Raw genomic sequence first — 19,640 nt, forward strand, 5'->3', positions numbered from 1 at the left:
AGTGCACGCTGTTGAGTTCTCAAGGATCGGATGCTCCCACCTCCACCCTCCCGGGCTTCACTGTGGGGCAACTTCTCTATCTTAGGACGCCGTTTCGAACCCGTCAAATCCGACACGCCGTGTGATTCTCAGTGAATCACGGTGCCGGACGACCTGTGCGAGCAGGCATCCTGGCTCCGACCTAGATCGTGATGATCAGACCCAACCATCGAGCGGCTGTTTCTTATCGGGTGGAGATGTTCACCGACGTGAGGGAGGCGGGCCTTCCGGCCTCTCGCTCTTCCCTGTGGGGCGAACAAGTAAAAATATACGCGCGCTTCGGGGATCGGGCAAATCCGGAGCCCGGATTTTCGGACACCGGGCGTGTCGGAACACGACAAGTCCCGGTGAGCAGGGAGTTCGCCGTCGACGGCCGCGTGCACCCCGGGCGCGTCGCGCGACCGGCGCCGGGTACGCGAAAGGGCCCGCCCCGAAACGGGGGCGGGCCCTGAGGTCCCTCGACGAGGGAGTCTTACTTCGCGTCGTCCGCGACGGCGTCCTCGGCCGCAGCCTCAGCAGCAGCGCCCTCCTCGGGCGACTCGGCGCCGGCCTCGGCTGCAGGAGCCTCGGACTCGGCAGCGTCGGCCTCGGGAGCGGTGTCCTCGACGGCCGGCTCCTCGGCGGGAGCAGCGGCAGCCGGAGCGTCCGCCTTCTTGGTGGACTTCACCTTCGGGGTAACGGGCTCGAGGACGAGCTCGATCACGGCCATGGGGGCGTTGTCACCCTTGCGGTTGCCGACCTTCGTGATGCGGGTGTAGCCACCCTCACGCTCGGCGACCAGCGGGGCGATCTCGGCGAACAGTTCGTGGACGACCGACTTGTCGCCGATGACCGACAGCACGCGACGGCGGGCGTGCAGGTCGCCGCGCTTGGCGAACGTCACGAGACGCTCCGCGAACGGACGCAGGCGCTTGGCCTTGGTCTCGGTCGTGGTGATCGACTTGTGGGTGAACAGCGCAGCGGCGAGGTTCGCAAGCAGCAGGCGCTCGTGGGCGGGGCCGCCTCCGAGGCGGGCGCCCTTCGTGGGCTTAGGCATATCAATTACTCCAGTTGAAAAAAGTCAGCGAGAGACCCGGGCGAACCGGTGTCCGCTCAGAGGGTCTCGTCTTCGTAGCCGCCGTAGAAGTGCGCGCCGTCGAACCCGGGGACCGAGTCCTTCAGCGACAGGCCGAGCGACACGAGCTTGTCGCGCACCTCGTCGACCGACTTCTGACCGAAGTTGCGGATGTTCATGAGCTGCGTCTCCGACAGGGCGACGAGCTCAGACACCGTGTTGATGCCCTCGCGCTTGAGGCAGTTGTACGAGCGGACCGACAGATCGAGGTCCTCGATCGGCATGGACAGCTCGTTGGTCAGGACCTCGGCGACCGGCGCGGGGCCGATCTCGATGCCCTCGGCCTCGACGTTCAGCTCACGGGCCAGGCCGAAGAGCTCGACCAGCGTGCGACCAGCCGAAGCGACAGCGTCGCGGGCGGTGATCGACGGCTTGGTCTCGACATCCAGGACGAGCTTGTCGAAGTCGGTGCGCTCCCCGGCACGGGTCGCGTCGACGCGGTAGCTGACCTTGAGGACGGGCGAGTAGATCGAGTCGATCGGGATCTGACCGGCCTCGGCGTACTCGTTGCGGTTCTGCGTGGCCGAGACGTAGCCGCGGCCACGCTCGATCGTCAGCTCGAGCTCGAACTTCGCCGAGTCGTTGAGCGTCGCGATGACGAGCTCGGGGTTGTGCACCTCGACGCCGGCGGGAGCCGAGATGTCGGCGGCCGTGACCTCGCCCGCACCGGTCTTGCGCAGGTACGCGGTGATCGGCTCGTCGCGCTCGCTCGAGACCACCAGCTGCTTGATGTTGAGGATGATCTCGGTGACATCCTCCTTGACACCGGGGACCGTGCTGAACTCGTGCAGGACGCCGTCGATGCGGATGCTGGTGACAGCCGCACCCGGAATCGAGGACAGCAGGCTGCGGCGCAGCGCGTTGCCGATCGTGTAGCCGAAGCCCGGCTCGAGAGGCTCGACGACGAAGCGGCTGCGGTACTCGCCGATCTTCTCCTCGGTCAGAGTGGGACGCTGTGCAATGAGCACTATGTGTTCCTTTCAGTCACGTGACCGCTATATGACACGTGCAGTTTCAAGAGGTGTTGAGTTGTGTCCGAGGATGCCGGGGGCCGCGCCGGAGCGCGCGCCACCCGGCATCCGTCGCGGAAAGATCAGACGCGGCGGCGCTTCGGGGGGCGGCAGCCGTTGTGAGCCTGGGGCGTGACGTCCTGGATCGAGCCGACCTCGAGGCCGGCGGCCGTCAGCGAGCGGATCGCGGTCTCGCGGCCCGAACCCGGACCCTTCACGAAGACGTCGACCTTCTTGACGCCGTGCTCGGCGGCCTGACGGGCAGCCGACTCGGCGGCCATGCCGGCCGCGTACGGGGTCGACTTGCGGGAGCCCTTGAAGCCCACGCCACCCGAGGACGCCCAGGCGATGACGGCGCCGGACGGGTCGGTGATCGAGACGATCGTGTTGTTGAACGTCGACTTGATGTGGGCGTGGCCCAGCGCGATGTTCTTCTTCTCCTTGCGGCGCGGCTTGCGCGCTGCGGACTTGGCCTGTGCCATGTGCGTGTTCTCCTAAACCTGTGGCGGCCGCGCTTTAGCGCGCCTTCTTCTTGCCGGCGACGGTGCGCTTGGGTCCCTTGCGGGTACGCGCGTTGGTCTTCGTGCGCTGACCGCGCACCGGGAGGCCACGACGGTGGCGGATGCCCTCGTACGAGCCGATCTCGACCTTGCGGCGGATGTCTGCGGCGACCTCGCGGCGCAGGTCACCCTCCACCTTGTAGGTGCCTTCGATGTAGTCGCGGAGTGCGACGAGCTGGTCGTCGGAGAGGTCCTTGACGCGGATCGACTCGTCGATCTCGGTGGCGGTGAGGATCTCGACCGAGCGGGTACGGCCGATGCCGTAGATGTAGGTGAGGGCGATCACCACGCGCTTGTCACGCGGGATGTCGACGCCGGCAAGACGTGCCATGCGATGTCTCCTAGGAGTAAGTGGAGGTGTGGAGCAGGATCGGTGCCCGGGCCTCCGACCCGAGGTGTCCCCCGCCGAACGGGTTCTGATCCTGCCGAGATGTGTTCAGTTGTGAGTCTGCGGGCCGCGCGGACGCGGCATCCGTTCAGCCCTGGCGCTGCTTGTGACGCGGGTTGGACTTGCAGATGACCATGACGCGACCGTGGCGACGGATGACCTTGCAGTGGTCGCAGATGGGCTTGACGGAGGGGTTGACCTTCATGATGTTCCTGTTTCGCTGTCTTCGCCGACGCGCCTGACGGCGCGGGGCGTTACTTCTCGACCGGTCTAGCGGTAGCGGTAAACGATGCGCCCGCGGGTCAGGTCGTAGGGCGAGAGCTCCACGACCACGCGGTCCTCGGGGATGATGCGGATGTAGTTCTGCCGCATCTTGCCGGAGATCGTGGCCAGGACCTTGTGTCCGTTGCTCAGCTCGACGCGGAACATCGCGTTCGGCAGAGCCTCGGAGATCACGCCCTCGATCTCGATGACACCGTCTTTCTTGGCCATACGCTCGCTTACAGTTGTGCAGACCGGTCGGTCTGCGGTGAATGGGGTGGTGGTGACACGCCGAGAAAGGCGCAAGGCACCAAAGATTCAGTGTACGTGATATTTTCCCGACCCGCCACTCGGCGCAGCCGGGCGGAGGTCAGTTCAGGCGGGCGACGATGTCGGCCTCGGCGTCGCCGGTGAGGGTGATCCGCTCGCCGTTGACGAAGACCGTCGGCGTGCCTGCACCGCCCGTCTCGGGGTCGGCCGGGATGGTCTCGGTCTGCTCGGCGACGAGGTCGTCCCACGTCCGGTCGGCGATGCACTCGGCGGCGCCCATGGAGCCGGCGGCCTCCGCGTGCTCGACGAGCTGCTCGTCGGTGAGGCCCGCGCCGCTCGGCTTCTCGGCGAAGACCGACGTGTAGAACGGGAAGGCCGCGACCGGCTCATCGGCGGCGACGCAGAACAGCGCGTTCGCGGACCGCTTCGAGAAGTCCGTCCCGGATGCCGCATTGAGGGAGTTCAGCGCGACGGGGTGGATGTTGAGGGTGACCGACTCGTCGCCGAGCTGCTCCTCGAGCGTCGGGCCGTAGACATCCTCGAAGTCCTGGCAGTGAGGGCAGTAGAAGTCGACCCAGACGTCGATCTCGTTCGCGCCCGTGCCGACGACGACGGCACCGGTCGACTCGTCGATGCCCGCGCTGTCGGGGCGCGCGGCAGGCGCGGTCGCGGCGTTGTTCATCACCACGACGATGCCGATCACGAGGGCCAGCACGGCGACGACCGCCACGCTGATCCAGATCGCGAACCAGTTCGTCTTCCCTGCAGCCGCCTGTGCCAACGCCACACCCTTCGATCACTTCTCGATGCCGGATGCCGGGCGCCCGGCATCCGTTTGCTCCATCCTCCCACCCCTCCCCTGTGCCTTCACTCCACGGGGCGGCGGTCCGGGTTGCTGCGAGACGTACGGTTCGGCGCGAGACGGATGTTCTCCCCGTCCGTCTCGGCGCGGATCGTCCGTCTCGCCGCGGATCGTCGGTCTCGTCGCGGCCAGCGGCGGCCGCGCGGCGCGGGCAGGGGCACCGGGGCTTCTCCCCCGGCGAGGCGGGGGCGGATGCCCTCCACACGTGAGGGGGGCGAGCGGCGGCACCCGGTGCCGGCCCGGGCAGGATGCCCCATGGCCTTGACTCTTGCCGGGCGCGCGATGATCTTTCCGCCGCTCGAGATCCTGAACCGCGCCGAGGCGCGACTGCGCGGCATCCGTCTCTCCCACGACACGCACCACCGGGTCCGACCGGGCGCGTGGGTCGATCGTGCCGCGTTCCGCGCGCTCCGTCCCTGGCAGCGGTACGCGGTGAGGGTGCACGCTTTCGCCCGCACTCACCCTGACGGGGTCCTCGCGGACGAGTCCGCGGCCGTCCTGCACGGCCTGCCGCTGTTCGGCGAGGCGAGCCGCATCCACGTGATCGAGCCGGCGCCCCAGTGGAGCCGGACACGCGGCGACGTGCAGGTGCACACGACGACGGCACCGACGGAGGTGTGCCGGGTGGGCGGGATCCTCGTCACGTCGCTGCTCGACACCGTGGTCGCGCTGGCCAGGGTGCTGCCGCCGGCCCACGCGCTGGCCGTGACGGATGCCGCGGTGTCGAGCGTGCAGGGCGGGACGCTGACGGTCGGCGCGCTCCAGCAGCGGCTCGCCGCGGGGTCGACATCACGCGGCCACCGGCGCGCCCGCCAGGTGCTGTGCCAGACCGACGGGATGTCGGAGTCCCCCGGCGAGAGCGTGAGCCGTGCGGTGATCGCCTGGTGCGGATTCGAGACTCCGATCCTGCAGCAGAGCTTCACCTACGAGGGGCGGGAAGCCCGCGTCGACTTCTTCTTCCCGGCATCCCACGCGATCGGCGAATCAGATGGGTGGGGGAAGTACGAACTCGAGCGTCCCGAACGAGCGGCGGAACTCCTGCGCACGGAGAAGACGCGCGAGGACAGGCTCCGCCGCCACGGGCATCCGTTCGCGAGGTGGGACCTGCGCGACGCCTTCCGGGTCGTTCCGCTGCAGCAGGCCCTGAGCGCGGCGGGCGTGCACCGCGTCCGCCCCGCGAATCTCGCCATGCTCGCGACGCTGCAGTCCTCGACGCGCTCGCTCCCCCGATGACAGCCCGATGCCACGAGACGGACCATCCGGCGCCAGACGCACGGTCGCGCCGTCCGTCTCGCGGCGAGCCGTCCGTCTCGCGGCGAAGTGTCCGGCTCGCGCGCGCGGGCGAGAGGGAGCGGCTCAGGCGATCTCGACGGGGACGACGCCGAACTCGGCGAGCTTCGCGGCTCCCCCGTCCGGCTCCGTCAGCACCCAGATGCCGCCGTCGTGCACGGCCACGCTGTGCTCCCAGTGCGAGCCGTCGCGGCCGTCGACGGTCGAGACCGTCCAGTCGTCGTCCTCGACGAGGGTCGCCTCATCGCCCGCCACGACCATCGGCTCGATGGCCAGGCACAGGCCGGGGCGCACCTCGGGTCCGAGATCGGCCACGCGGTAGTTGAAGACGGTGGGGCCCTCGTGCATCTTGCGACCGATGCCGTGGCCGACATAGTCGCGGAGGATGCCGTAGCCCTCCCCCGACGACTCGATGTGCGTCTGCACGGCGTCGCCGATCTCACCGACGCGGTGAGCGGATGCCAGGGCGGCGATCCCCGCCCACAGCGAATCCTCGGTGACCTCCGACAGACGCTGCCGGGCGGCGACGAGCTCGGGCCGGGACGGGTCGGGCACGACGATCGTGATCGCCGAGTCGCCGTTCCACCCCTTGAACTGGGCGCCGCAGTCGATCGAGACGATGTCACCCGGCTGGAGGACGCGCTCCCCCGGGATGCCGTGCACGACCTGCTCGTTCACCGAGATGCAGGTGGTGTGACGGTAGCCGCGCACGAGCTGGAAGTTCGACTCGGCGCCGCGGCCGACGATGGTCTCGTACGCGATGGCGTCGATCTCGGCGGTGGTCGCGCCGGCCACGACCGCCGGTCGCAGCGCCTGAAGCGCGGCGGCCGTGATGAGACCGGGTTCCACCATCGCCCGCAGCTGGGCGGGCGTCTTGTACAGGGAGCGGCGAAGACCCATCACGCCGTGATGCCGCGGGCCTCGAGGGCCGCCGCGATGCGCTCGGTGATCTCGTCGAACGAGCCGACGCCGTCGACGCCGTCGACGATGCCGCGGTCTCGGTAGACGTCGAGGATCGGCGCGGTCTCGGACTCGTAGATCGAGAGGCGCTTCGCGATGGACTCCGCGTTGTCGTCGGCGCGTCCCTGCTCGGCGGCGCGCACCGACAGTCGCGAGATCGACTCCTCCCGCGGCACCGTCAGCTCGATGACGGCGGTGAGAGGCTCACCGCGCGACTCGAGGAACGCGTCGAGGTCGCGGACCTGGCCGAGGTTCCGGGGATAGCCGTCGAGCAGGAATCCCGCCGCGGCATCCGTCTGCGTGAGACGGTCGCGGACGATCTCGCTGGTCAGCTCGTCGGGCACGAGGTCGCCGGCGTCGATGATCGCCTTCACCTTCAGGCCGAGCTCGGTGCCCTCGCTCACGTTGGCGCGGAAGACGTCGCCGGTCGATACGGCCGGGATCCCGAGCGCCTGTGCGATGCGAGCACCCTGGGTGCCCTTGCCGGAGCCCTGGGGCCCGATGATCAGCAGGCGTGCGGGAGTCGACGTCATCGCAGAAGTCCTTCGTAGTGTCGTTGCTGGAGCTGAGCGTCGATCTGCTTCACGGTCTCGAGACCGACACCGACGATGATGAGGATCGATGCGCCGCCGAACGGGAAGTTCTGGTTGGCACCGACCGTCGCCAGCGCGATCAGCGGCAGCAGCGCGATGAGGCCCAGGTAGATCGACCCCGGCAGCGTGATGCGCGTGAGGACGTAGTCCAGGTACTCGGCCGTGGGACGACCGGCACGGATGCCGGGGATGAAGCCGCCGTACTTCTTCATGTTGTCGGCGACCTCGACCGGGTTGAACGTGATCGCGACGTAGAAGTACGTGAAGCCGATGATGAGCAGGAAGTAGACCGCCATGTACAGCGGGTGGTCACCGGTGGTGAAGTTCGTCTGGATCCACGACACCCATCCGGGGACGGAGCCGTCGGCATCCGGGTTCGCGTTGAACTGCGCGATCAGCGCAGGGATGTAGAGCAGCGACGACGCGAAGATGACGGGCACGACGCCGGCCATGTTCACCTTGATCGGGATGTACGTGTTCGTGCCGCCGAGCGTGCGACGCCCGACCATGCGCTTGGCGTACTGCACCGGGATGCGGCGCTGCGACTGCTCGACGAACACGACCAGCGCGATCGTCGCGATGCCGACGGCGAGGACGAGGAGGAAGACCTCGAAGCCGCGCGCCTGCGCGATGCCCCACAGCGCCGACGGGAAGGAGGCGGCGATGGAGGTGAAGATCAGCAGCGACATGCCGTTGCCGATGCCGCGCTCGGTGACGAGCTCGGCCATCCACATGATGAGTCCGGTGCCGGCGGTCATCGTGAGGATCATGAGCAGCTGTGCCCACCATGCCTCATCGGTGAGCAGCTGCTCGCACTCGGCGATGCCGGTGATGCCGAACAGCTGGCCCGAGCGGGCCACCGTCACGAGGGTCGTCGACTGCAGCAGTGCAAGCGCGATCGTGAGGTAGCGCGTGTACTGGGTCAGCTTGGCCTGACCGGCCTGGCCTTCCTTGTACAGCGTCTCGAAGTGCGGGATGACCACGCGCAGCAGCTGCACGATGATCGTCGCCGTGATGTACGGCATGACGCCGAGGGCGAAGATCGACAGCTGCAGCAGCGCGCCACCCGAGAAGAGGTTGACCAGCGACAGCAGACCCTCGGTCGAGCCGGACTGGCTCAGGCAGGACTGCACGTTCGGGAAGTCGACGAACGGAGTCGGGATGTGCGCGCCGAACCGGTAGATGGCGATGATCGCCAGCGTGAAACCGATCTTCCGACGCAGATCCGGAGTGCGGAAGACCCGCGCAATGGCGCTGAACAAAGGGATTTCCTCCAGTGGGATGCCGGGCGCGTCGGGGCGCGCCGCATTCCAACATACGGCAACAGGGGCCGGAGGTTATCCTCCGGCCCCTGTGACGCGATTACTTGATCGAACCGCCTGCGGCGACGATCTTCTGCTCGGCCGAACCCGAGACCTTGTCGACGGCCACCGTCAGCGCGACCGAGATGTCGCCGGTGCCGAGCACCTTGACCTTCTCGTTCTTGCGGACGGCACCCTTGGCGACGAGGTCGGCGACGGTGACGTCGCCACCGGTCGGGTACAGCTCGGCGAGCTTCTCGAGGTTCACAACCTGGTACTCGACGCGGAACGGGTTCTTGAACCCGCGCAGCTTCGGCGTACGCATGTGGAGCGGCATCTGGCCACCCTCGAAGCCCACCCGGACGGTGTTGCGGGCCTTGGTGCCCTTGGTGCCACGACCAGCGGTCTTGCCCTTCGAGCCCTCACCGCGACCGACACGGGTCTTCGCGGTGTTGGCGCCGGGGACCGGACGCAGGTGGTGGACCTTCAGAACGCCGGGGCGTCCTGCAGTGGCATCCTTCTTCGGCGTCTCCGCCTTCTTCTCAGCCATCAGTCGATCTCCTCAACCTTGACGAGGTGCGCGACGGTCTTGACGTAGCCGCGCGTCTGCGCGTCGTCGGGACGGACGACGGAGTCGCCGATCCGCTTCAGACCGAGCGAACGCAGCGTGTCGCGCTGGTTCTGCTTCTCGCTCACCTTGGACTTGACTTGCGTAACCTTCAGACGGCTCGCCATCACGCACCTGCCTTCTGCGCCGCTGCGGCCTTGGCCTCGTTGCGGATGATGATGCCGGGCACGACGGCGTCGTAGTCGAGACCACGACGGGCGGCGACGGCACGGGGCTCCTCGAGGCTCTTCAGAGCCGCGACGGTCGCGTGCACGATGTTGATCGTGTTCGACGAGCCGAGCGACTTCGAGAGGACATCGTGGATGCCGGCGCACTCGAGGACGGCGCGGACCGGACCACCGGCGATGACACCGGTACCGGCGGCAGCCGGACGCAGCAGCACGACACCGGCAGCGGCCTCACCCTGCACGGGGTGCGGGATGGTGGAGCCGACGCGCGGGACCCGGAAGAAGTTGCGCTTGGCCTCTTCGACACCCTTCGAGATGGCGAGGGGGACTTCGCGCGCCTTGCCGTAGCCGACGCCGACGAGACCGTTGCCATCACCCACGACGACGAGCGCCGTGAAGCTGAAGCGGCGGCCACCCTTGACGACCTTCGACACGCGGTTGATCGTGACGACGCGCTCCAGGAACTGGTTGTCGCCCCGGTCACGCGAGTTGCGGTCACGGGTCTGGCTGCGCTCGCGGCCACCGCGACGCGGCTCACGCTCACGCTCGGCGGGCGCCTCGGCGGCAGCCGTGGCGGGCTGCTCGGTCGCAGTCACTTCGTTCTCCTTGTTATCGCTCACAGGTTCAGACCTCCTTCGCGAGCGCCGTCGGCGATCGCTGCGACGCGGCCGGCGTAGCGGTTGCCACCACGGTCGAACACGGCCGACTCGACGCCGGCAGCCTTCGCACGCTCAGCGACGAGCTCGCCGACCTTGCGGGCCTTGGCGGTCTTGTCACCGTCGAACGTGCGCAGATCGACCTCGAGGGTCGATGCGGATGCCACGGTCTGGCCCTTGCTGTCGTCGACCAGCTGCACGAAGACGTGGCGGGCCGAACGGGTCACGACGAGGCGCGGACGCGCCTCGGTGCCCACGATCTTCTTGCGAAGACGGGCGTGTCGACGCGAACGGGCGTCGGACTTCGACTTCACAGCCATGGTTACTTACCAGCCTTTCCGGCCTTGCGACGCACGACCTCGCCGGCGTAGCGCACACCCTTGCCCTTGTACGGCTCGGGCTTGCGGATCTTGCGAATGTTGGCGGCGGCCTCGCCGACGGCCTGCTTGTCGATGCCGGCGACGGTGACCTTGTTGTTGCCCTCGACGGTGAGCGTGATGCCCGCCGGAGCCTCAACGAGGACCGGGTGCGAGAAGCCGAGCGCGAACTCGACGGCTGCGCCCTTCTGGGCCACTCGGTAACCGGTGCCGACGACCTCGAGGCCCTTGGTGTAGCCCTGCGTCACGCCGATGATGTTGTTGTTGATCAGGGTGCGGGTCAGTCCGTGCAGCGAACGCGACTCGCGCTCGTCGTCGGGACGGGAGACCAGAACCTGGTTCTCCTCGACCGCAACCTCGATGGGCTTGGCAACGGTGAGCGTCAGCTCACCCTTGGGGCCCTTGACAGCGACGTCCTGGCCGGAGACCGAAACGGTCACGCCGGCGGGGATGTCGATGGGAAGTCGTCCAATACGCGACATGTCAGATCACCACACGTAGGCGAGGACTTCCCCGCCGACGCCCTTCTGCTCAGCCTGGCGGTCCGTGAGGAGGCCAGAGGAGGTGGACAGGATCGCGACGCCCAGGCCACCGAGGACCGTGGGCAGCTCGGTGGAGCGTGCGTACACGCGCAGACCGGGCTTCGAGACGCGCTTGATGCCGGCGATCGACCGCTCGCGGTTCGGGCCGTACTTCAGCGTCAGGGTGAGGCTCTGACCCACGCGGGCGTCCGAGACCTCCCACCCGGCGATGTAGCCTTCGCGCTGGAGGATCTCGGCGATGTGAGTCTTGAGCTTCGAGCTCGGCATGGACACGGAGTCGTGGTGTGCCGAGTTCGCGTTGCGCAGACGGGTCAGCATATCTGCGACCGGGTCTGTCATCGTCATAAGTGATGTCCTTTAGTCATGAGGTTTCGACTGCCGTTACACGACAGGCGACCTTCGATGAATGTTCGATATTCAGTTGTGCGGTCGTTCGGCCCCGGAGCACGCCCCGAGGCCGAACGATCGATTCTAGCGGATCACGCCTGAGCGTCTGCCGCCTTGAAAGGGAAGCCCAGGTGCTTGAGCAGCGCCCGACCCTCGGCATCCGTCTTCGCCGTGGTAACGATCGTGATGTCGAAGCCGCGAACGCGGTCGATCTTGTCCTGGTCGATCTCGTGGAACACAGCCTGCTCCTGGAGACCGAACGTGTAGTTCCCGTTGCCGTCGAACTGCTTGTCCGACAGGCCGCGGAAGTCACGGATGCGCGGAAGCGCCAGGTTGACGAGGCGGTCGACGAACTCCCACGCGCGGTCGCCACGGAGGGTGACGTGCGCGCCGATGGCCTGGCCCTCGCGCAGCTTGAACTGCGCGATGGACTTCCGGGCCTTGGTGACGACCGGCTTCTGGCCGGTGATCTTGGTGAGGTCTGCGACCGCACCGTCGATCACCTTGCTGTCGCGCGCAGCCTCACCGACACCGGTGTTGACGACGACCTTGACGAGACCGGGGATCTGCATGACGTTCGGGTAACCGAACTCGTCCTGCATCGCCTTCTTGATCTCGGCCTGGTACTTCTGCTTCAGGCGGGGCTGGATCTTGCCAGCTCCCACAGCAGTTGCGTTGCTCATGTTCAGAGGTCCTTGCCTGACTTCTTGGCGTAGCGGACACGGACGGTGCGCTTGACGCCGTCCTTCGTCTGCTCCTCGACCCGGTGGCCGACGCGGGTCGGCTTCTTGGTCGACGGGTCGACGACCGCCACGTTGGAGATGTGGATCGGGGCTTCCATCGTCTCGATGCCACCGGTCTTGGTGCCGCGCTGCGACTGTCCGACACGGGTGTGCTTCGTGACGTAGTTCACGCCCTCGACGACGACGCGGTTCTGCTCGACGAGGACCTCGAGGACCTTGCCCTGCTTGCCGCGGTCGCCGCCCTTGTCCTGCTTGCGGCCGTTGATGACCTGAACCAGGTCACCCTTCTTGATGTTCGCCATGATCAAATGACCTCCGGGGCGAGCGAGACGATCTTCATGAACTTCTTGTCGCGAAGCTCACGACCGACCGGACCGAAGATGCGGGTGCCGCGGGGCTCCCCGTCGTTCTTCAGGATGACGGCGGCGTTCTCGTCGAACTTGATGTACGAACCGTCGGGACGACGGGTCGACTTGACGGTGCGGACGATGACGGCCTTGACCACATCGCCCTTCTTGACGTTGCCGCCCGGGATCGCGTCCTTGACGGTCGCCACGATGATGTCGCCCACGCCGGCGTAGCGGCGGTTGGACCCACCGAGCACACGGATCGTGAGCAGCTCCTTGGCGCCGGTGTTGTCGGCGACCTTGAGGCGAGACTCGTTCTGGATCATTTCTTACTTCGCCTTCTCGAGAATCTCGACCAGACGCCAGCGCTTCGAGGCGCTGAGCGGACGGGTCTCGCTGATGAGGACGAGGTCGCCGATGCCGGCGGTGTTCAGCTCGTCGTGAGCCTTGACCTTCGACGTGCGGCGGATGACCTTGCCGTAGAGCGGGTGCTTAACGCGGTCCTCGACCTCGACGACGATGGTCTTGTCCATCTTGTCGCTCGTGACGTAGCCACGACGGGTCTTGCGGTAGCCGCGGGCGTTGACGTCGCGGACGTCGCGCTCGGACGACTCGTGGCCCTTGGTCTCGGTGGCTGCAGCAGCCTTCTTCTCAGCCATCACTCGGCCTCTTCCTTCGCGGCCTCAGCGGACTCGTCCGCCTTCTTGGCCTTGCTCTTCTTCGCCTTGGTGGCCGTCTCAGCCGGAGCGGGCGTGGCACGGATGCCGAGCTCGCGCTCACGGATGACGGTGTAGAGCCGCGCGATGTCGCGCTTGACCGCACGGATGCGGCCGTGGCTCTCGAGCTGGCCGGTGGCCGACTGGAAGCGCAGGTTGAACAGCTCTTCCTTGGCCTTGCGCAGCTCCTCCACGAGGCGCTGGTCTTCGAACGTGTCCAGCTCGCTCGGGGCGAGCGTCTTGGTGCCGACAGCCATTACGCGTCGCCCTCCTCGCGCTTGATGATGCGTGCCTTGAGCGGCAGCTTGTGAATTGCACGGGTCAGTGCCTCGCGAGCGAGTTCTTCGCTGACGCCGGCGACCTCGAAGAGGACGCGACCCGGCTTGACGTTCGCGACCCACCACTCGGGCGAACCCTTACCGGAACCCATGCGGGTTTCGGCCGGCTTCTTGGTGAGCGGACGGTCGGGGTAGATGTTGATCCACACCTTTCCACCACGCTTGATGTGACGCGTCATGGCGATACGAGCGGACTCGATCTGACGGTTGGTCACGTAGGCGGGGGTGAGGGCCTGGATACCGAACTCGCCGAAGGACACCTTCGTGCCACCGGTGGCGGCGCCATCCCGACCGGGGTGGTGCTGCTTGCGGAACTTGACCTTGCGGGGAATAAGCATCAGGCAGACGCTCCTTCTGCGACGGGGGCCTCGTTGCGCGGGCCACGGCGGCGGTCGCCGCCACGGTCGCGCGACGGCTTCTGGTTGGCCTGCTCGCGAGCGAGCTCCTTGTTGGTGAGGTCGCCCTTGTAGATCCAGACCTTCACGCCGATGCGGCCGAAGGTGGTCTTCGCCTCGTAGAAGCCGTAGTCGATGTTCGCGCGCAGGGTGTGCAGGGGCACACGGCCTTCGCGGTAGAACTCCGAGCGGCTCATCTCGGCGCCGCCGAGGCGGCCGGAGACCTGGATGCGGATGCCCTTGGCACCGGCACGCTGGGCGCCCTGCAGGCCCTTGCGCATCGCGCGGCGGAACGCCACACGTGCGGAGAGCTGCTCGGCGATGCCCTGTGCGACGAGCTGAGCGTCGGCCTCGGGGTTCTTGACCTCGAGGATGTTCAGCTGGATCTGCTTGCCGGTGAGCTTCTCGAGGTCGGCGCGGATGCGCTCGGCCTCGGCGCCGCGGCGGCCGATCACGATGCCCGGGCGGGCGGTGTGGATGTCGACGCGGACGCGGTCACGCGTGCGCTCGATCTCGATGTTGCTGACGCCGGCGCGGTCAAGCGACGTCGTGAGCAGGCGACGGATCTTGACGTCCTCGGCCACGTAGTCCGCGTAACGCTGGCCGGGCTTCGTGGAGTCCGAGAACCAACGCGACACGTGGTCGGTGGTGATGCCGAGGCGGAAGCCGTACGGGTTGACTTTCTGTCCCATTACTTGCTCGCCTTCTTGGTCGTGGCAGCCGGGGCCGTCTCAGCGACCGCGGGGGTCGAGAGCACAACCGTGATGTGGCTGGTGCGCTTCTTGATCTGGAACGCGCGACCCTGGGCGCGGGGGCGGAAACGCTTGAGCGTCGCGCCCTCGTCGACGTACGCGTTGGCCACGTACAGGTCCTGCTCGTCCAGGAACTCGTTGTCCTTGTCGGCCTTCACGCGGGCGTTGGCGACCGCCGAAGCAACGAGCTTGTAGATCGGCTCGCTGGCACCCTGGGGCGCGAACTTCAGGATGGCGAGAGCCTCCTGAGCCTGCTTGCCCTTGATGAGCGCGACGACACGACGAGCCTTCTGAGGGGTCACGCGGATGTGCTTGACGCGTGCGATGGATTCCACCATGAGTTCTCCTCCTCTTCCTCTCTCTGGGAAGTCACCGCGTTAGCGGCGACGCCCCTTCTTGTCGTCCTTCTCGTGGCCGCGGAAGGTGCGGGTGGGCGCGAATTCGCCCAGCTTGTGACCGACCATGGTCTCGGACACGAACACGGGGATGTGCTTGCGTCCGTCGTGGACCGCGATGGTGTGACCCAGCATGGCCGGGATGATCATCGAACGGCGCGACCAGGTCTTGATGACGTTCTTGGTACCGGCTTCGTTCTGCGAGACGACCTTGCGAAGCAGGTGCTCGTCGACGAAGGGGCCCTTCTTAAGGCTGCGAGGCATCTTCCTCTACTCCTACTTCCGCTTCTTGCCGGCGTTGCGACGGCGAACGATCAACTTGTCGCTTTCCTTGTTGGGGTGGCGGGTACGACCCTCAGCCTGACCCCAAGGAGTGACCGGGTGACGTCCACCGGAGGTCTTACCCTCACCACCACCGTGCGGGTGGTCCACCGGGTTCATGGCGACACCGCGGACGGTCGGGCGGATGCCCTTCCAGCGGTTACGGCCGGCCTTGCCCCAGTTGATGTTGGACTGCTCGGCGTTGCCGACCTCGCCGACGGTCGCGCGGCAGCGCGCGTCGACGTTGCGGATCTCGCCGGAGGGCAGACGCAGCTGGGCGTAGGGGCCGTCCTTCGCCACGAGGCGAACCGACGTACCGGCCGAGCGGGCCATCTTCGCGCCGCCACCGGGACGGAGCTCGATGGCGTGGATGACGGTACCGGTCGGGATGTTGCGCAGCGGCAGGTTGTTGCCGGGCTTGATGTCAGCGCCGGCACCCGACTCGACGACGTCGCCCTGCGACAGCTTGTTCGGCGCCAGGATGTAGCGCTTCTCGCCGTCCGCGTAGTGCAGCAGCGCGATGCGCGCGGTGCGGTTGGGGTCGTACTCGATGTGAGCGACCTTGGCGTTGATGCCGTCCTTGTCGTTGCGACGGAAGTCGATCAGGCGGTACTGGCGCTTGTGGCCACCACCGATGTGACGCGTCGTGATGCGGCCCTGGTTGTTGCGGCCACCGGTCTTCGCCAGCGGGCGAAGAAGCGACTTCTCGGGCGTCGATCGGGTGATCTCGGCGAAGTCGGCGACCGACGAACCGCGGCGACCCGGGGTCGTGGGCTTGTACTTGCGAATAGCCATGTGTCTCTAGTCCTCTATCCCAGCTGTCAGCCGACGGCCGTGAAGATGTCGATGGTGCCCGACTTCAGGGTCACGATGGCGCGCTTGGTGTCCTTGCGCTTACCGGTGCCGAAGCGGGTGCGGCGGGCCTTGCCCGGGCGGTTGAGCGTGTTCACCGACGCGACCTTGACGCCGAAGATCTTCTCGATGGCGAGCTTGATCTCCGTCTTGGTGGCGCGGGGGTCCACGAGGAACGTGTACTTGCCCTCGTCGATGAGCCCGTAGCTCTTCTCCGAGACGACCGGCTTGAGGATGATGTCGCGCGGGTCCTTGTTTCCAGAGATGTTCGCGGTGGTCATGCCGAGACCTCCTCGGTCACGCCGGCCTTCGCAGCGACGAACGCGTCGTAGGCGGCCTTGGTGAAGACGATGTCGTCGGAGACGAGCACGTCGTAGGCGTTGAGCTGGTCGAACGTGAGCACGTGGACGTACGCGAGGTTGCGGACGCTCTTGATGCTCAGCTCGTCATCACGGGTGATGACGACCATGACGTTCTTCGTGGGGGCGAGCTCGTTCAGGACCGCCACAGCGGTCTTGGTCGAGGGCGCGCCCTCGATGCCGAAGGAGTCGACGATGTGCAGACGGCCACCGCGAGCACGGTCGCTGAGCGCGCCCAGCAGGGCGGCGGCGATCATCTTCTTGGGGGTGCGCTGCGAGTAGTTGCGCGGCTTGGGGCCGTGCACGATGCCACCACCGGTCATGTGCGGCGCGCGGATCGAGCCCTGACGGGCGTTACCGGTGCCCTTCTGCTTGAAGGGCTTGCGGCCGGCGCCCGAGACCTCACCGCGACGCTTGGTCGAGTGGGTGCCCTGGCGAGCCGCCGCGAGCTGCGCGACGACGACCTGGTGGATGAGGGGGATGTTCGTCTTGACGTCGAACAGCTCCGCGGGAAGGTCGACCGAGCCGGCCTTCTTGCCGCTGGGGCTGTGGACGTCGAGCGCGAGAGTCGAGTCAGCCATGATCAGGCACCCTTCACTGCGTTGCGGACGTAGACGATGCGGCCACGAGCACCGGGGACGGCGCCCTTGACGAGCAGCAGACCCTTCTCGGCGTCGACGGCGTGCACCGTGAGGTTGAGGACGGTCACGCGCTCGCCACCCATACGGCCGGCCATGCGCATGCCCTTGAAGACGCGGCTCGGGGTCGACGATGCGCCGATCGAGCCGGGCTTGCGGTGGTTGCGGTGCGAACCGTGCGAAGCGGAGACGCCCTTGAAGTTGTGACGCTTCATGACACCCGCGGTGCCCTTGCCCTTGCTGGTGCCGACGACGTCGACCAGCTGGCCGGCCTCGAAGGTGGCGTCGACGGTGAGCTCCTGACCGAGTGAGTAGTCAGCGGCATCCGCCGTGCGCACCTCGGTGAGGTGGCGGCGAGGGGTCACGCCGGCGGCCTCGAAGTGGGCCGTCTGCGGCTTGTTGACCTTGCGCGGGTCGATCTGCCCGTAGGCGATCTGCACGGCGTTGTAGCCGTCGCGCTCGGGGGTGCGCACCTGGGTCACCACGTTGGGGGCGACTTCGATGACGGTGACGGGAACGACCTTGCCGTTCTCGTCCCAGACCTGGGTCATGCCGAGCTTCGTGCCCAGCAGACCCTTGGAAACCTTGGAGTTGATGTCAGCCATGATCGACCTCAGAGCTTGATCTCGATGTTGACGTCGGCCGGGAGGTCGAGACGCATCAGCGAGTCGACGGCCTTGGGCGTCGGGTCGATGATGTCGATGAGGCGCTTGTGGGTGCGCATCTCGAAGTGCTCGCGGCTGTCCTTGTACTTGTGGGGCGAACGGATCACGGCGATCACGTTCTTCTCCGTCGGAAGGGGCACGGGGCCCACGACCGTCGCGCCCGCACGGGTCACGGTGTCGACGATCTTCCGTGCCGACGAGTCGATGACCTCGTGGTCATACGACTTCAGGCGAATGCGGATCTTCTGTCCCGCCATTGTCTGCTCACTCTCTTTCTCGCGTCGTACCTCGGGGGCATTGGACGCACGGGGCGCTGATGCGCCGGGGGCAGGTCCCCCGCGCTTGCGCTCGGGATGCTGCACCGCTGTTCTGATGTCAATCCGCGGGAGGACCCGCGGTATCCGCTCCCTCGTACGCACGCGTGCGGATCCGTTTCCGGAAGTGAGGGGGGATGTGGTGTTCTGCTGCCCGCGGCCTAGGTCTGCGCACCCGCATCCTGATGGACGAGGCGCCGCCTATGCACTGCCCTGGCAGTGATCCCGCGCGAAGCGCAGGAATGTGGAACCTGTACAGTCTACGTGCCGTTCGGGCGTGTCGCAAACCCGGGCGTGTCGCACTTTCGGCTAGACCGAGTCGGGCGTCGTTCGCACGTCGCTGCGGTCCGGAACGCGGACCGCGGGCGTCACGTCGAGGTGACTCGGGCCGAGGTGCCCCGCGGTGTCCTTCTCGACGATATCGACGAGCGGCGCCCGGCGCACGGGCTGCCAGCCGAGGACGGCGGCGTGGACGGGGACCATGGGTCGCAGCGGATGCCGCGCTCCCGCGAGGGCGGGCAGGACGCGGGGCTGCAGTCCCGAGAGCCAGAGGTAGAGGGCCCCGCCCAGCAGCACGCCGGCGAAGGCCAGCGCCCACCACGGGAACCGCGGGATGTCGGGGCCGCGCTCGGCAGCCTCGAGCTGCTCGATCGGAGTCGGGATCACCCGCTCCCCCGTGACGAGGATGCGGTGGCTGTTCACGCCGAGCGGCGTGCAGGTGACCAGCGTGATGAGGTCCTCCCCCGCGACCGGATTGAGGAGCTGGGTGTCCTCGGGCAGGACGACCTGCGTGGCGCGGACCCGGTAGGTGTGGACCTCGCCGAAGGCGGAGACGGTGAACGTGTCGTCGACGCGCACCTCGTCGAGCCGGGTGAAGAGCTCTGCGGTCGCGAGGCCGCGATGCGCGGTGAGGACCGAGTGCGTGCCCACCCCGCCGACGGGCAGCGCGGTGCCTTCGAGGTGCCCGACTCCCTCTTCGAGGACGTCGTCGGTCGTTCCGTGGTAGATCGCCAGGTCCGCGTCGATGCGCGGGATCTGGATGCGACCGATCAGCCCGTTGCCGTCCGCGTCGAGCAGGTCGTCGTAGCCGGGGGCCGCCTGCTCGCCGTCGGCGCGCGGCTTGCGCTGGTTGGCCGGCAGGGTCGCGCCGCCCGTGAGCGTCGCGTTGTACTCGCGTGCCTGTCGGACCTCGGCGGCCAGCTGCTCAGCCCCCGTGGCGCCCATGTCCGCGGTGTAGTCCCGGATGTCCTGCGACTGGTAATACTGCTGGGTCCACGCGGCGGCGGTGGGATAGAGGAGCACTCCGGTGCCCACGAGGCTGAGGACCACGATCACGACGGCCAGGCCGGACACCCGCCAGCGACGAGGCGCGCGGTGCCGTCTCCGCCGAGGCGGAGCCG

32 protein-coding genes are annotated in these 19,640 nt (G+C 67.4%); 1 reads left to right on the plus strand and 31 read right to left on the minus strand.

The window, feature by feature from the left end; genetic code table 11:
- Positions 1–511: 511 nt before the first annotated feature.
- The 7 genes from rplQ to AB3M83_RS12880 all read right to left on the minus strand — a co-directional run bounded on the left by rplQ (position 512) and on the right by AB3M83_RS12880 (position 4,423).
- Positions 512–1,075 carry a 50S ribosomal protein L17 gene (gene rplQ, locus AB3M83_RS12850; RefSeq protein WP_412948787.1) on the minus strand — a complete coding sequence of 188 codons (564 nt, stop codon included), beginning with the start codon at positions 1,073–1,075 and terminating at the stop codon, positions 512–514.
- A gap of 56 nt (positions 1,076–1,131) precedes the next feature.
- On the minus strand, positions 1,132–2,121 hold the full coding sequence (locus AB3M83_RS12855) for a DNA-directed RNA polymerase subunit alpha (protein WP_412948790.1): 990 nt from the start codon (positions 2,119–2,121) through the stop codon (positions 1,132–1,134).
- 125 nt (positions 2,122–2,246) lie between these two features.
- Positions 2,247–2,645 carry a 30S ribosomal protein S11 gene (gene rpsK, locus AB3M83_RS12860; RefSeq protein ID WP_150893203.1) on the minus strand — a complete coding sequence of 133 codons (399 nt, stop codon included), beginning with the start codon at positions 2,643–2,645 and terminating at the stop codon, positions 2,247–2,249.
- 34 nt (positions 2,646–2,679) lie between these two features.
- Entirely contained in the window at positions 2,680–3,054 is a 375-nt protein-coding gene (rpsM, locus tag AB3M83_RS12865; RefSeq protein ID WP_412948792.1) for a 30S ribosomal protein S13, read from the minus strand.
- A 145-nt stretch (positions 3,055–3,199) separates the two neighbouring features.
- Positions 3,200–3,316 (minus strand): 50S ribosomal protein L36, encoded by a 117-nt coding sequence (rpmJ, locus tag AB3M83_RS12870; protein ID WP_005050492.1) that lies wholly within the window; start codon positions 3,314–3,316, stop codon positions 3,200–3,202.
- Positions 3,317–3,381: 65 nt separating this feature from the next.
- Positions 3,382–3,603 (minus strand): translation initiation factor IF-1, encoded by a 222-nt coding sequence (gene infA / locus AB3M83_RS12875; protein ID WP_017201569.1) that lies wholly within the window; start codon positions 3,601–3,603, stop codon positions 3,382–3,384.
- Between the two features lie 139 nt (positions 3,604–3,742).
- Positions 3,743–4,423, minus strand: a complete 681-nt coding sequence (locus AB3M83_RS12880) for a DsbA family protein (RefSeq protein ID WP_412948794.1) — start codon at positions 4,421–4,423, stop codon at positions 3,743–3,745.
- Positions 4,424–4,759: 336 nt separating this feature from the next.
- Here AB3M83_RS12880 and AB3M83_RS12885 point away from each other — a divergent pair, with 336 nt between their 5' ends.
- Positions 4,760–5,737 (plus strand): hypothetical protein, encoded by a 978-nt coding sequence (locus AB3M83_RS12885; protein ID WP_412948796.1) that lies wholly within the window; start codon positions 4,760–4,762, stop codon positions 5,735–5,737.
- Between the two features lie 123 nt (positions 5,738–5,860).
- Here the strand turns inward: AB3M83_RS12885 and map are convergent, their stop codons facing one another.
- The 24 genes from map to AB3M83_RS13005 all read right to left on the minus strand — a co-directional run bounded on the left by map (position 5,861) and on the right by AB3M83_RS13005 (position 19,593).
- On the minus strand, positions 5,861–6,694 hold the full coding sequence (map, locus tag AB3M83_RS12890; protein ID WP_412948798.1) for a type I methionyl aminopeptidase: 834 nt from the start codon (positions 6,692–6,694) through the stop codon (positions 5,861–5,863).
- Positions 6,694–7,287: an adenylate kinase gene (locus tag AB3M83_RS12895; RefSeq protein ID WP_412948801.1), complete on the minus strand. Its 594-nt coding sequence runs from the start codon at positions 7,285–7,287 to the stop codon at positions 6,694–6,696. The genes map and AB3M83_RS12895 overlap by 1 nt, the downstream gene beginning before the upstream one ends.
- Positions 7,284–8,609 carry a preprotein translocase subunit SecY gene (secY, locus tag AB3M83_RS12900; protein ID WP_412948803.1) on the minus strand — a complete coding sequence of 442 codons (1,326 nt, stop codon included), beginning with the start codon at positions 8,607–8,609 and terminating at the stop codon, positions 7,284–7,286. Before secY ends, AB3M83_RS12895 begins: the two co-directional genes overlap by 4 nt.
- A gap of 100 nt (positions 8,610–8,709) precedes the next feature.
- Entirely contained in the window at positions 8,710–9,198 is a 489-nt protein-coding gene (rplO, locus tag AB3M83_RS12905) for a 50S ribosomal protein L15 (RefSeq protein ID WP_412948806.1), read from the minus strand.
- A complete protein-coding gene (rpmD, locus tag AB3M83_RS12910; protein ID WP_028496517.1) occupies positions 9,198–9,383 on the minus strand; it encodes a 50S ribosomal protein L30 in 186 nt (61 codons plus the stop codon). Before rpmD ends, rplO begins: the two co-directional genes overlap by 1 nt.
- Positions 9,383–10,063 carry a 30S ribosomal protein S5 gene (gene rpsE, locus AB3M83_RS12915; protein WP_412948809.1) on the minus strand — a complete coding sequence of 227 codons (681 nt, stop codon included), beginning with the start codon at positions 10,061–10,063 and terminating at the stop codon, positions 9,383–9,385. Before rpsE ends, rpmD begins: the two co-directional genes overlap by 1 nt.
- Positions 10,060–10,419, minus strand: coding sequence for a 50S ribosomal protein L18 (rplR, locus tag AB3M83_RS12920; RefSeq protein ID WP_412948812.1), 360 nt, complete (start codon positions 10,417–10,419; stop codon positions 10,060–10,062). The genes rpsE and rplR overlap by 4 nt, the downstream gene beginning before the upstream one ends.
- 2 nt (positions 10,420–10,421) lie before the next feature.
- Positions 10,422–10,958: a 50S ribosomal protein L6 gene (gene rplF / locus AB3M83_RS12925; RefSeq protein ID WP_412948813.1), complete on the minus strand. Its 537-nt coding sequence runs from the start codon at positions 10,956–10,958 to the stop codon at positions 10,422–10,424.
- A gap of 6 nt (positions 10,959–10,964) precedes the next feature.
- On the minus strand, positions 10,965–11,363 hold the full coding sequence (gene rpsH / locus AB3M83_RS12930) for a 30S ribosomal protein S8 (protein ID WP_412948816.1): 399 nt from the start codon (positions 11,361–11,363) through the stop codon (positions 10,965–10,967).
- Positions 11,364–11,497: 134 nt separating this feature from the next.
- Entirely contained in the window at positions 11,498–12,088 is a 591-nt protein-coding gene (rplE, locus tag AB3M83_RS12935; RefSeq protein WP_412948819.1) for a 50S ribosomal protein L5, read from the minus strand.
- A 2-nt stretch (positions 12,089–12,090) separates the two neighbouring features.
- Positions 12,091–12,450 (minus strand): 50S ribosomal protein L24, encoded by a 360-nt coding sequence (rplX, locus tag AB3M83_RS12940; RefSeq protein WP_412948822.1) that lies wholly within the window; start codon positions 12,448–12,450, stop codon positions 12,091–12,093.
- A 2-nt stretch (positions 12,451–12,452) separates the two neighbouring features.
- A complete protein-coding gene (rplN, locus tag AB3M83_RS12945; protein WP_248170008.1) occupies positions 12,453–12,821 on the minus strand; it encodes a 50S ribosomal protein L14 in 369 nt (122 codons plus the stop codon).
- 3 nt (positions 12,822–12,824) lie between these two features.
- Positions 12,825–13,154, minus strand: a complete 330-nt coding sequence (gene rpsQ, locus AB3M83_RS12950) for a 30S ribosomal protein S17 (RefSeq protein WP_412948823.1) — start codon at positions 13,152–13,154, stop codon at positions 12,825–12,827.
- A complete protein-coding gene (rpmC, locus tag AB3M83_RS12955) occupies positions 13,154–13,468 on the minus strand; it encodes a 50S ribosomal protein L29 (RefSeq protein WP_282443345.1) in 315 nt (104 codons plus the stop codon). The genes rpsQ and rpmC overlap by 1 nt, the downstream gene beginning before the upstream one ends.
- The gene (rplP, locus tag AB3M83_RS12960) at positions 13,468–13,887 is read right to left on the minus strand and encodes a 50S ribosomal protein L16 (protein WP_412948825.1); all 420 of its coding nucleotides are present in this window, start codon (positions 13,885–13,887) and stop codon (positions 13,468–13,470) included. The genes rpmC and rplP overlap by 1 nt, the downstream gene beginning before the upstream one ends.
- Positions 13,887–14,636: a 30S ribosomal protein S3 gene (gene rpsC / locus AB3M83_RS12965; RefSeq protein WP_412948827.1), complete on the minus strand. Its 750-nt coding sequence runs from the start codon at positions 14,634–14,636 to the stop codon at positions 13,887–13,889. Before rpsC ends, rplP begins: the two co-directional genes overlap by 1 nt.
- Positions 14,636–15,034: a 50S ribosomal protein L22 gene (gene rplV, locus AB3M83_RS12970; protein WP_412948828.1), complete on the minus strand. Its 399-nt coding sequence runs from the start codon at positions 15,032–15,034 to the stop codon at positions 14,636–14,638. The genes rpsC and rplV overlap by 1 nt, the downstream gene beginning before the upstream one ends.
- A 39-nt stretch (positions 15,035–15,073) precedes the next feature.
- Positions 15,074–15,355, minus strand: coding sequence for a 30S ribosomal protein S19 (gene rpsS, locus AB3M83_RS12975; RefSeq protein WP_018187348.1), 282 nt, complete (start codon positions 15,353–15,355; stop codon positions 15,074–15,076).
- Positions 15,356–15,367: 12 nt separating this feature from the next.
- Positions 15,368–16,207, minus strand: coding sequence for a 50S ribosomal protein L2 (gene rplB / locus AB3M83_RS12980; RefSeq protein ID WP_412948829.1), 840 nt, complete (start codon positions 16,205–16,207; stop codon positions 15,368–15,370).
- Between the two features lie 26 nt (positions 16,208–16,233).
- Positions 16,234–16,545, minus strand: a complete 312-nt coding sequence (gene rplW, locus AB3M83_RS12985; protein ID WP_412948831.1) for a 50S ribosomal protein L23 — start codon at positions 16,543–16,545, stop codon at positions 16,234–16,236.
- Positions 16,542–17,204: a 50S ribosomal protein L4 gene (gene rplD, locus AB3M83_RS12990; protein ID WP_412948833.1), complete on the minus strand. Its 663-nt coding sequence runs from the start codon at positions 17,202–17,204 to the stop codon at positions 16,542–16,544. The genes rplW and rplD overlap by 4 nt, the downstream gene beginning before the upstream one ends.
- Positions 17,205–17,206: 2 nt before the next feature.
- Positions 17,207–17,866, minus strand: coding sequence for a 50S ribosomal protein L3 (rplC, locus tag AB3M83_RS12995; protein WP_412948835.1), 660 nt, complete (start codon positions 17,864–17,866; stop codon positions 17,207–17,209).
- An 8-nt stretch (positions 17,867–17,874) separates the two neighbouring features.
- Positions 17,875–18,183 (minus strand): 30S ribosomal protein S10, encoded by a 309-nt coding sequence (gene rpsJ, locus AB3M83_RS13000; protein ID WP_018171443.1) that lies wholly within the window; start codon positions 18,181–18,183, stop codon positions 17,875–17,877.
- Positions 18,184–18,549: 366 nt separating this feature from the next.
- Positions 18,550–19,593 (minus strand): class C sortase, encoded by a 1,044-nt coding sequence (locus tag AB3M83_RS13005; RefSeq protein WP_412948836.1) that lies wholly within the window; start codon positions 19,591–19,593, stop codon positions 18,550–18,552.
- Positions 19,594–19,640 lie beyond the last annotated feature (47 nt).

Origin of the sequence: Microbacterium pasadenense (genome assembly GCF_047246565.1) — a bacterium.
Lineage (GTDB): Bacteria > Actinomycetota > Actinomycetes > Actinomycetales > Microbacteriaceae > Microbacterium.

Coding starts and splice junctions, on each gene's coding strand:
- rplQ (WP_412948787.1), bottom strand. CDS start 1,075: ATGCCTAAGCCCACGAAGGGCGCCCGCCTCGGAGGCGGCCCCGCCCAC.
- rpsK (WP_150893203.1), bottom strand. CDS start 2,645: ATGGCACAGGCCAAGTCCGCAGCGCGCAAGCCGCGCCGCAAGGAGAAG.
- rpsM (WP_412948792.1), bottom strand. CDS start 3,054: ATGGCACGTCTTGCCGGCGTCGACATCCCGCGTGACAAGCGCGTGGTG.
- rpmJ (WP_005050492.1), bottom strand. CDS start 3,316: ATGAAGGTCAACCCCTCCGTCAAGCCCATCTGCGACCACTGCAAGGTC.
- infA (WP_017201569.1), bottom strand. CDS start 3,603: ATGGCCAAGAAAGACGGTGTCATCGAGATCGAGGGCGTGATCTCCGAG.
- AB3M83_RS12885 (WP_412948796.1), top strand. CDS start 4,760: ATGGCCTTGACTCTTGCCGGGCGCGCGATGATCTTTCCGCCGCTCGAG.
- map (WP_412948798.1), bottom strand. CDS start 6,694: ATGGGTCTTCGCCGCTCCCTGTACAAGACGCCCGCCCAGCTGCGGGCG.
- AB3M83_RS12895 (WP_412948801.1), bottom strand. CDS start 7,287: ATGACGTCGACTCCCGCACGCCTGCTGATCATCGGGCCCCAGGGCTCC.
- rplO (WP_412948806.1), bottom strand. CDS start 9,198: ATGGCTGAGAAGAAGGCGGAGACGCCGAAGAAGGATGCCACTGCAGGA.
- rpmD (WP_028496517.1), bottom strand. CDS start 9,383: ATGGCGAGCCGTCTGAAGGTTACGCAAGTCAAGTCCAAGGTGAGCGAG.
- rplR (WP_412948812.1), bottom strand. CDS start 10,419: ATGGCTGTGAAGTCGAAGTCCGACGCCCGTTCGCGTCGACACGCCCGT.
- rplF (WP_412948813.1), bottom strand. CDS start 10,958: ATGTCGCGTATTGGACGACTTCCCATCGACATCCCCGCCGGCGTGACC.
- rpsH (WP_412948816.1), bottom strand. CDS start 11,363: ATGACGATGACAGACCCGGTCGCAGATATGCTGACCCGTCTGCGCAAC.
- rplE (WP_412948819.1), bottom strand. CDS start 12,088: ATGAGCAACGCAACTGCTGTGGGAGCTGGCAAGATCCAGCCCCGCCTG.
- rplX (WP_412948822.1), bottom strand. CDS start 12,450: ATGGCGAACATCAAGAAGGGTGACCTGGTTCAGGTCATCAACGGCCGC.
- rplN (WP_248170008.1), bottom strand. CDS start 12,821: ATGATCCAGAACGAGTCTCGCCTCAAGGTCGCCGACAACACCGGCGCC.
- rpsQ (WP_412948823.1), bottom strand. CDS start 13,154: ATGGCTGAGAAGAAGGCTGCTGCAGCCACCGAGACCAAGGGCCACGAG.
- rpmC (WP_282443345.1), bottom strand. CDS start 13,468: ATGGCTGTCGGCACCAAGACGCTCGCCCCGAGCGAGCTGGACACGTTC.
- rplP (WP_412948825.1), bottom strand. CDS start 13,887: ATGCTTATTCCCCGCAAGGTCAAGTTCCGCAAGCAGCACCACCCCGGT.
- rpsC (WP_412948827.1), bottom strand. CDS start 14,636: ATGGGACAGAAAGTCAACCCGTACGGCTTCCGCCTCGGCATCACCACC.
- rplV (WP_412948828.1), bottom strand. CDS start 15,034: ATGGTGGAATCCATCGCACGCGTCAAGCACATCCGCGTGACCCCTCAG.
- rpsS (WP_018187348.1), bottom strand. CDS start 15,355: ATGCCTCGCAGCCTTAAGAAGGGCCCCTTCGTCGACGAGCACCTGCTT.
- rplB (WP_412948829.1), bottom strand. CDS start 16,207: ATGGCTATTCGCAAGTACAAGCCCACGACCCCGGGTCGCCGCGGTTCG.
- rplW (WP_412948831.1), bottom strand. CDS start 16,545: ATGACCACCGCGAACATCTCTGGAAACAAGGACCCGCGCGACATCATC.
- rplD (WP_412948833.1), bottom strand. CDS start 17,204: ATGGCTGACTCGACTCTCGCGCTCGACGTCCACAGCCCCAGCGGCAAG.
- rplC (WP_412948835.1), bottom strand. CDS start 17,866: ATGGCTGACATCAACTCCAAGGTTTCCAAGGGTCTGCTGGGCACGAAG.
- rpsJ (WP_018171443.1), bottom strand. CDS start 18,183: ATGGCGGGACAGAAGATCCGCATTCGCCTGAAGTCGTATGACCACGAG.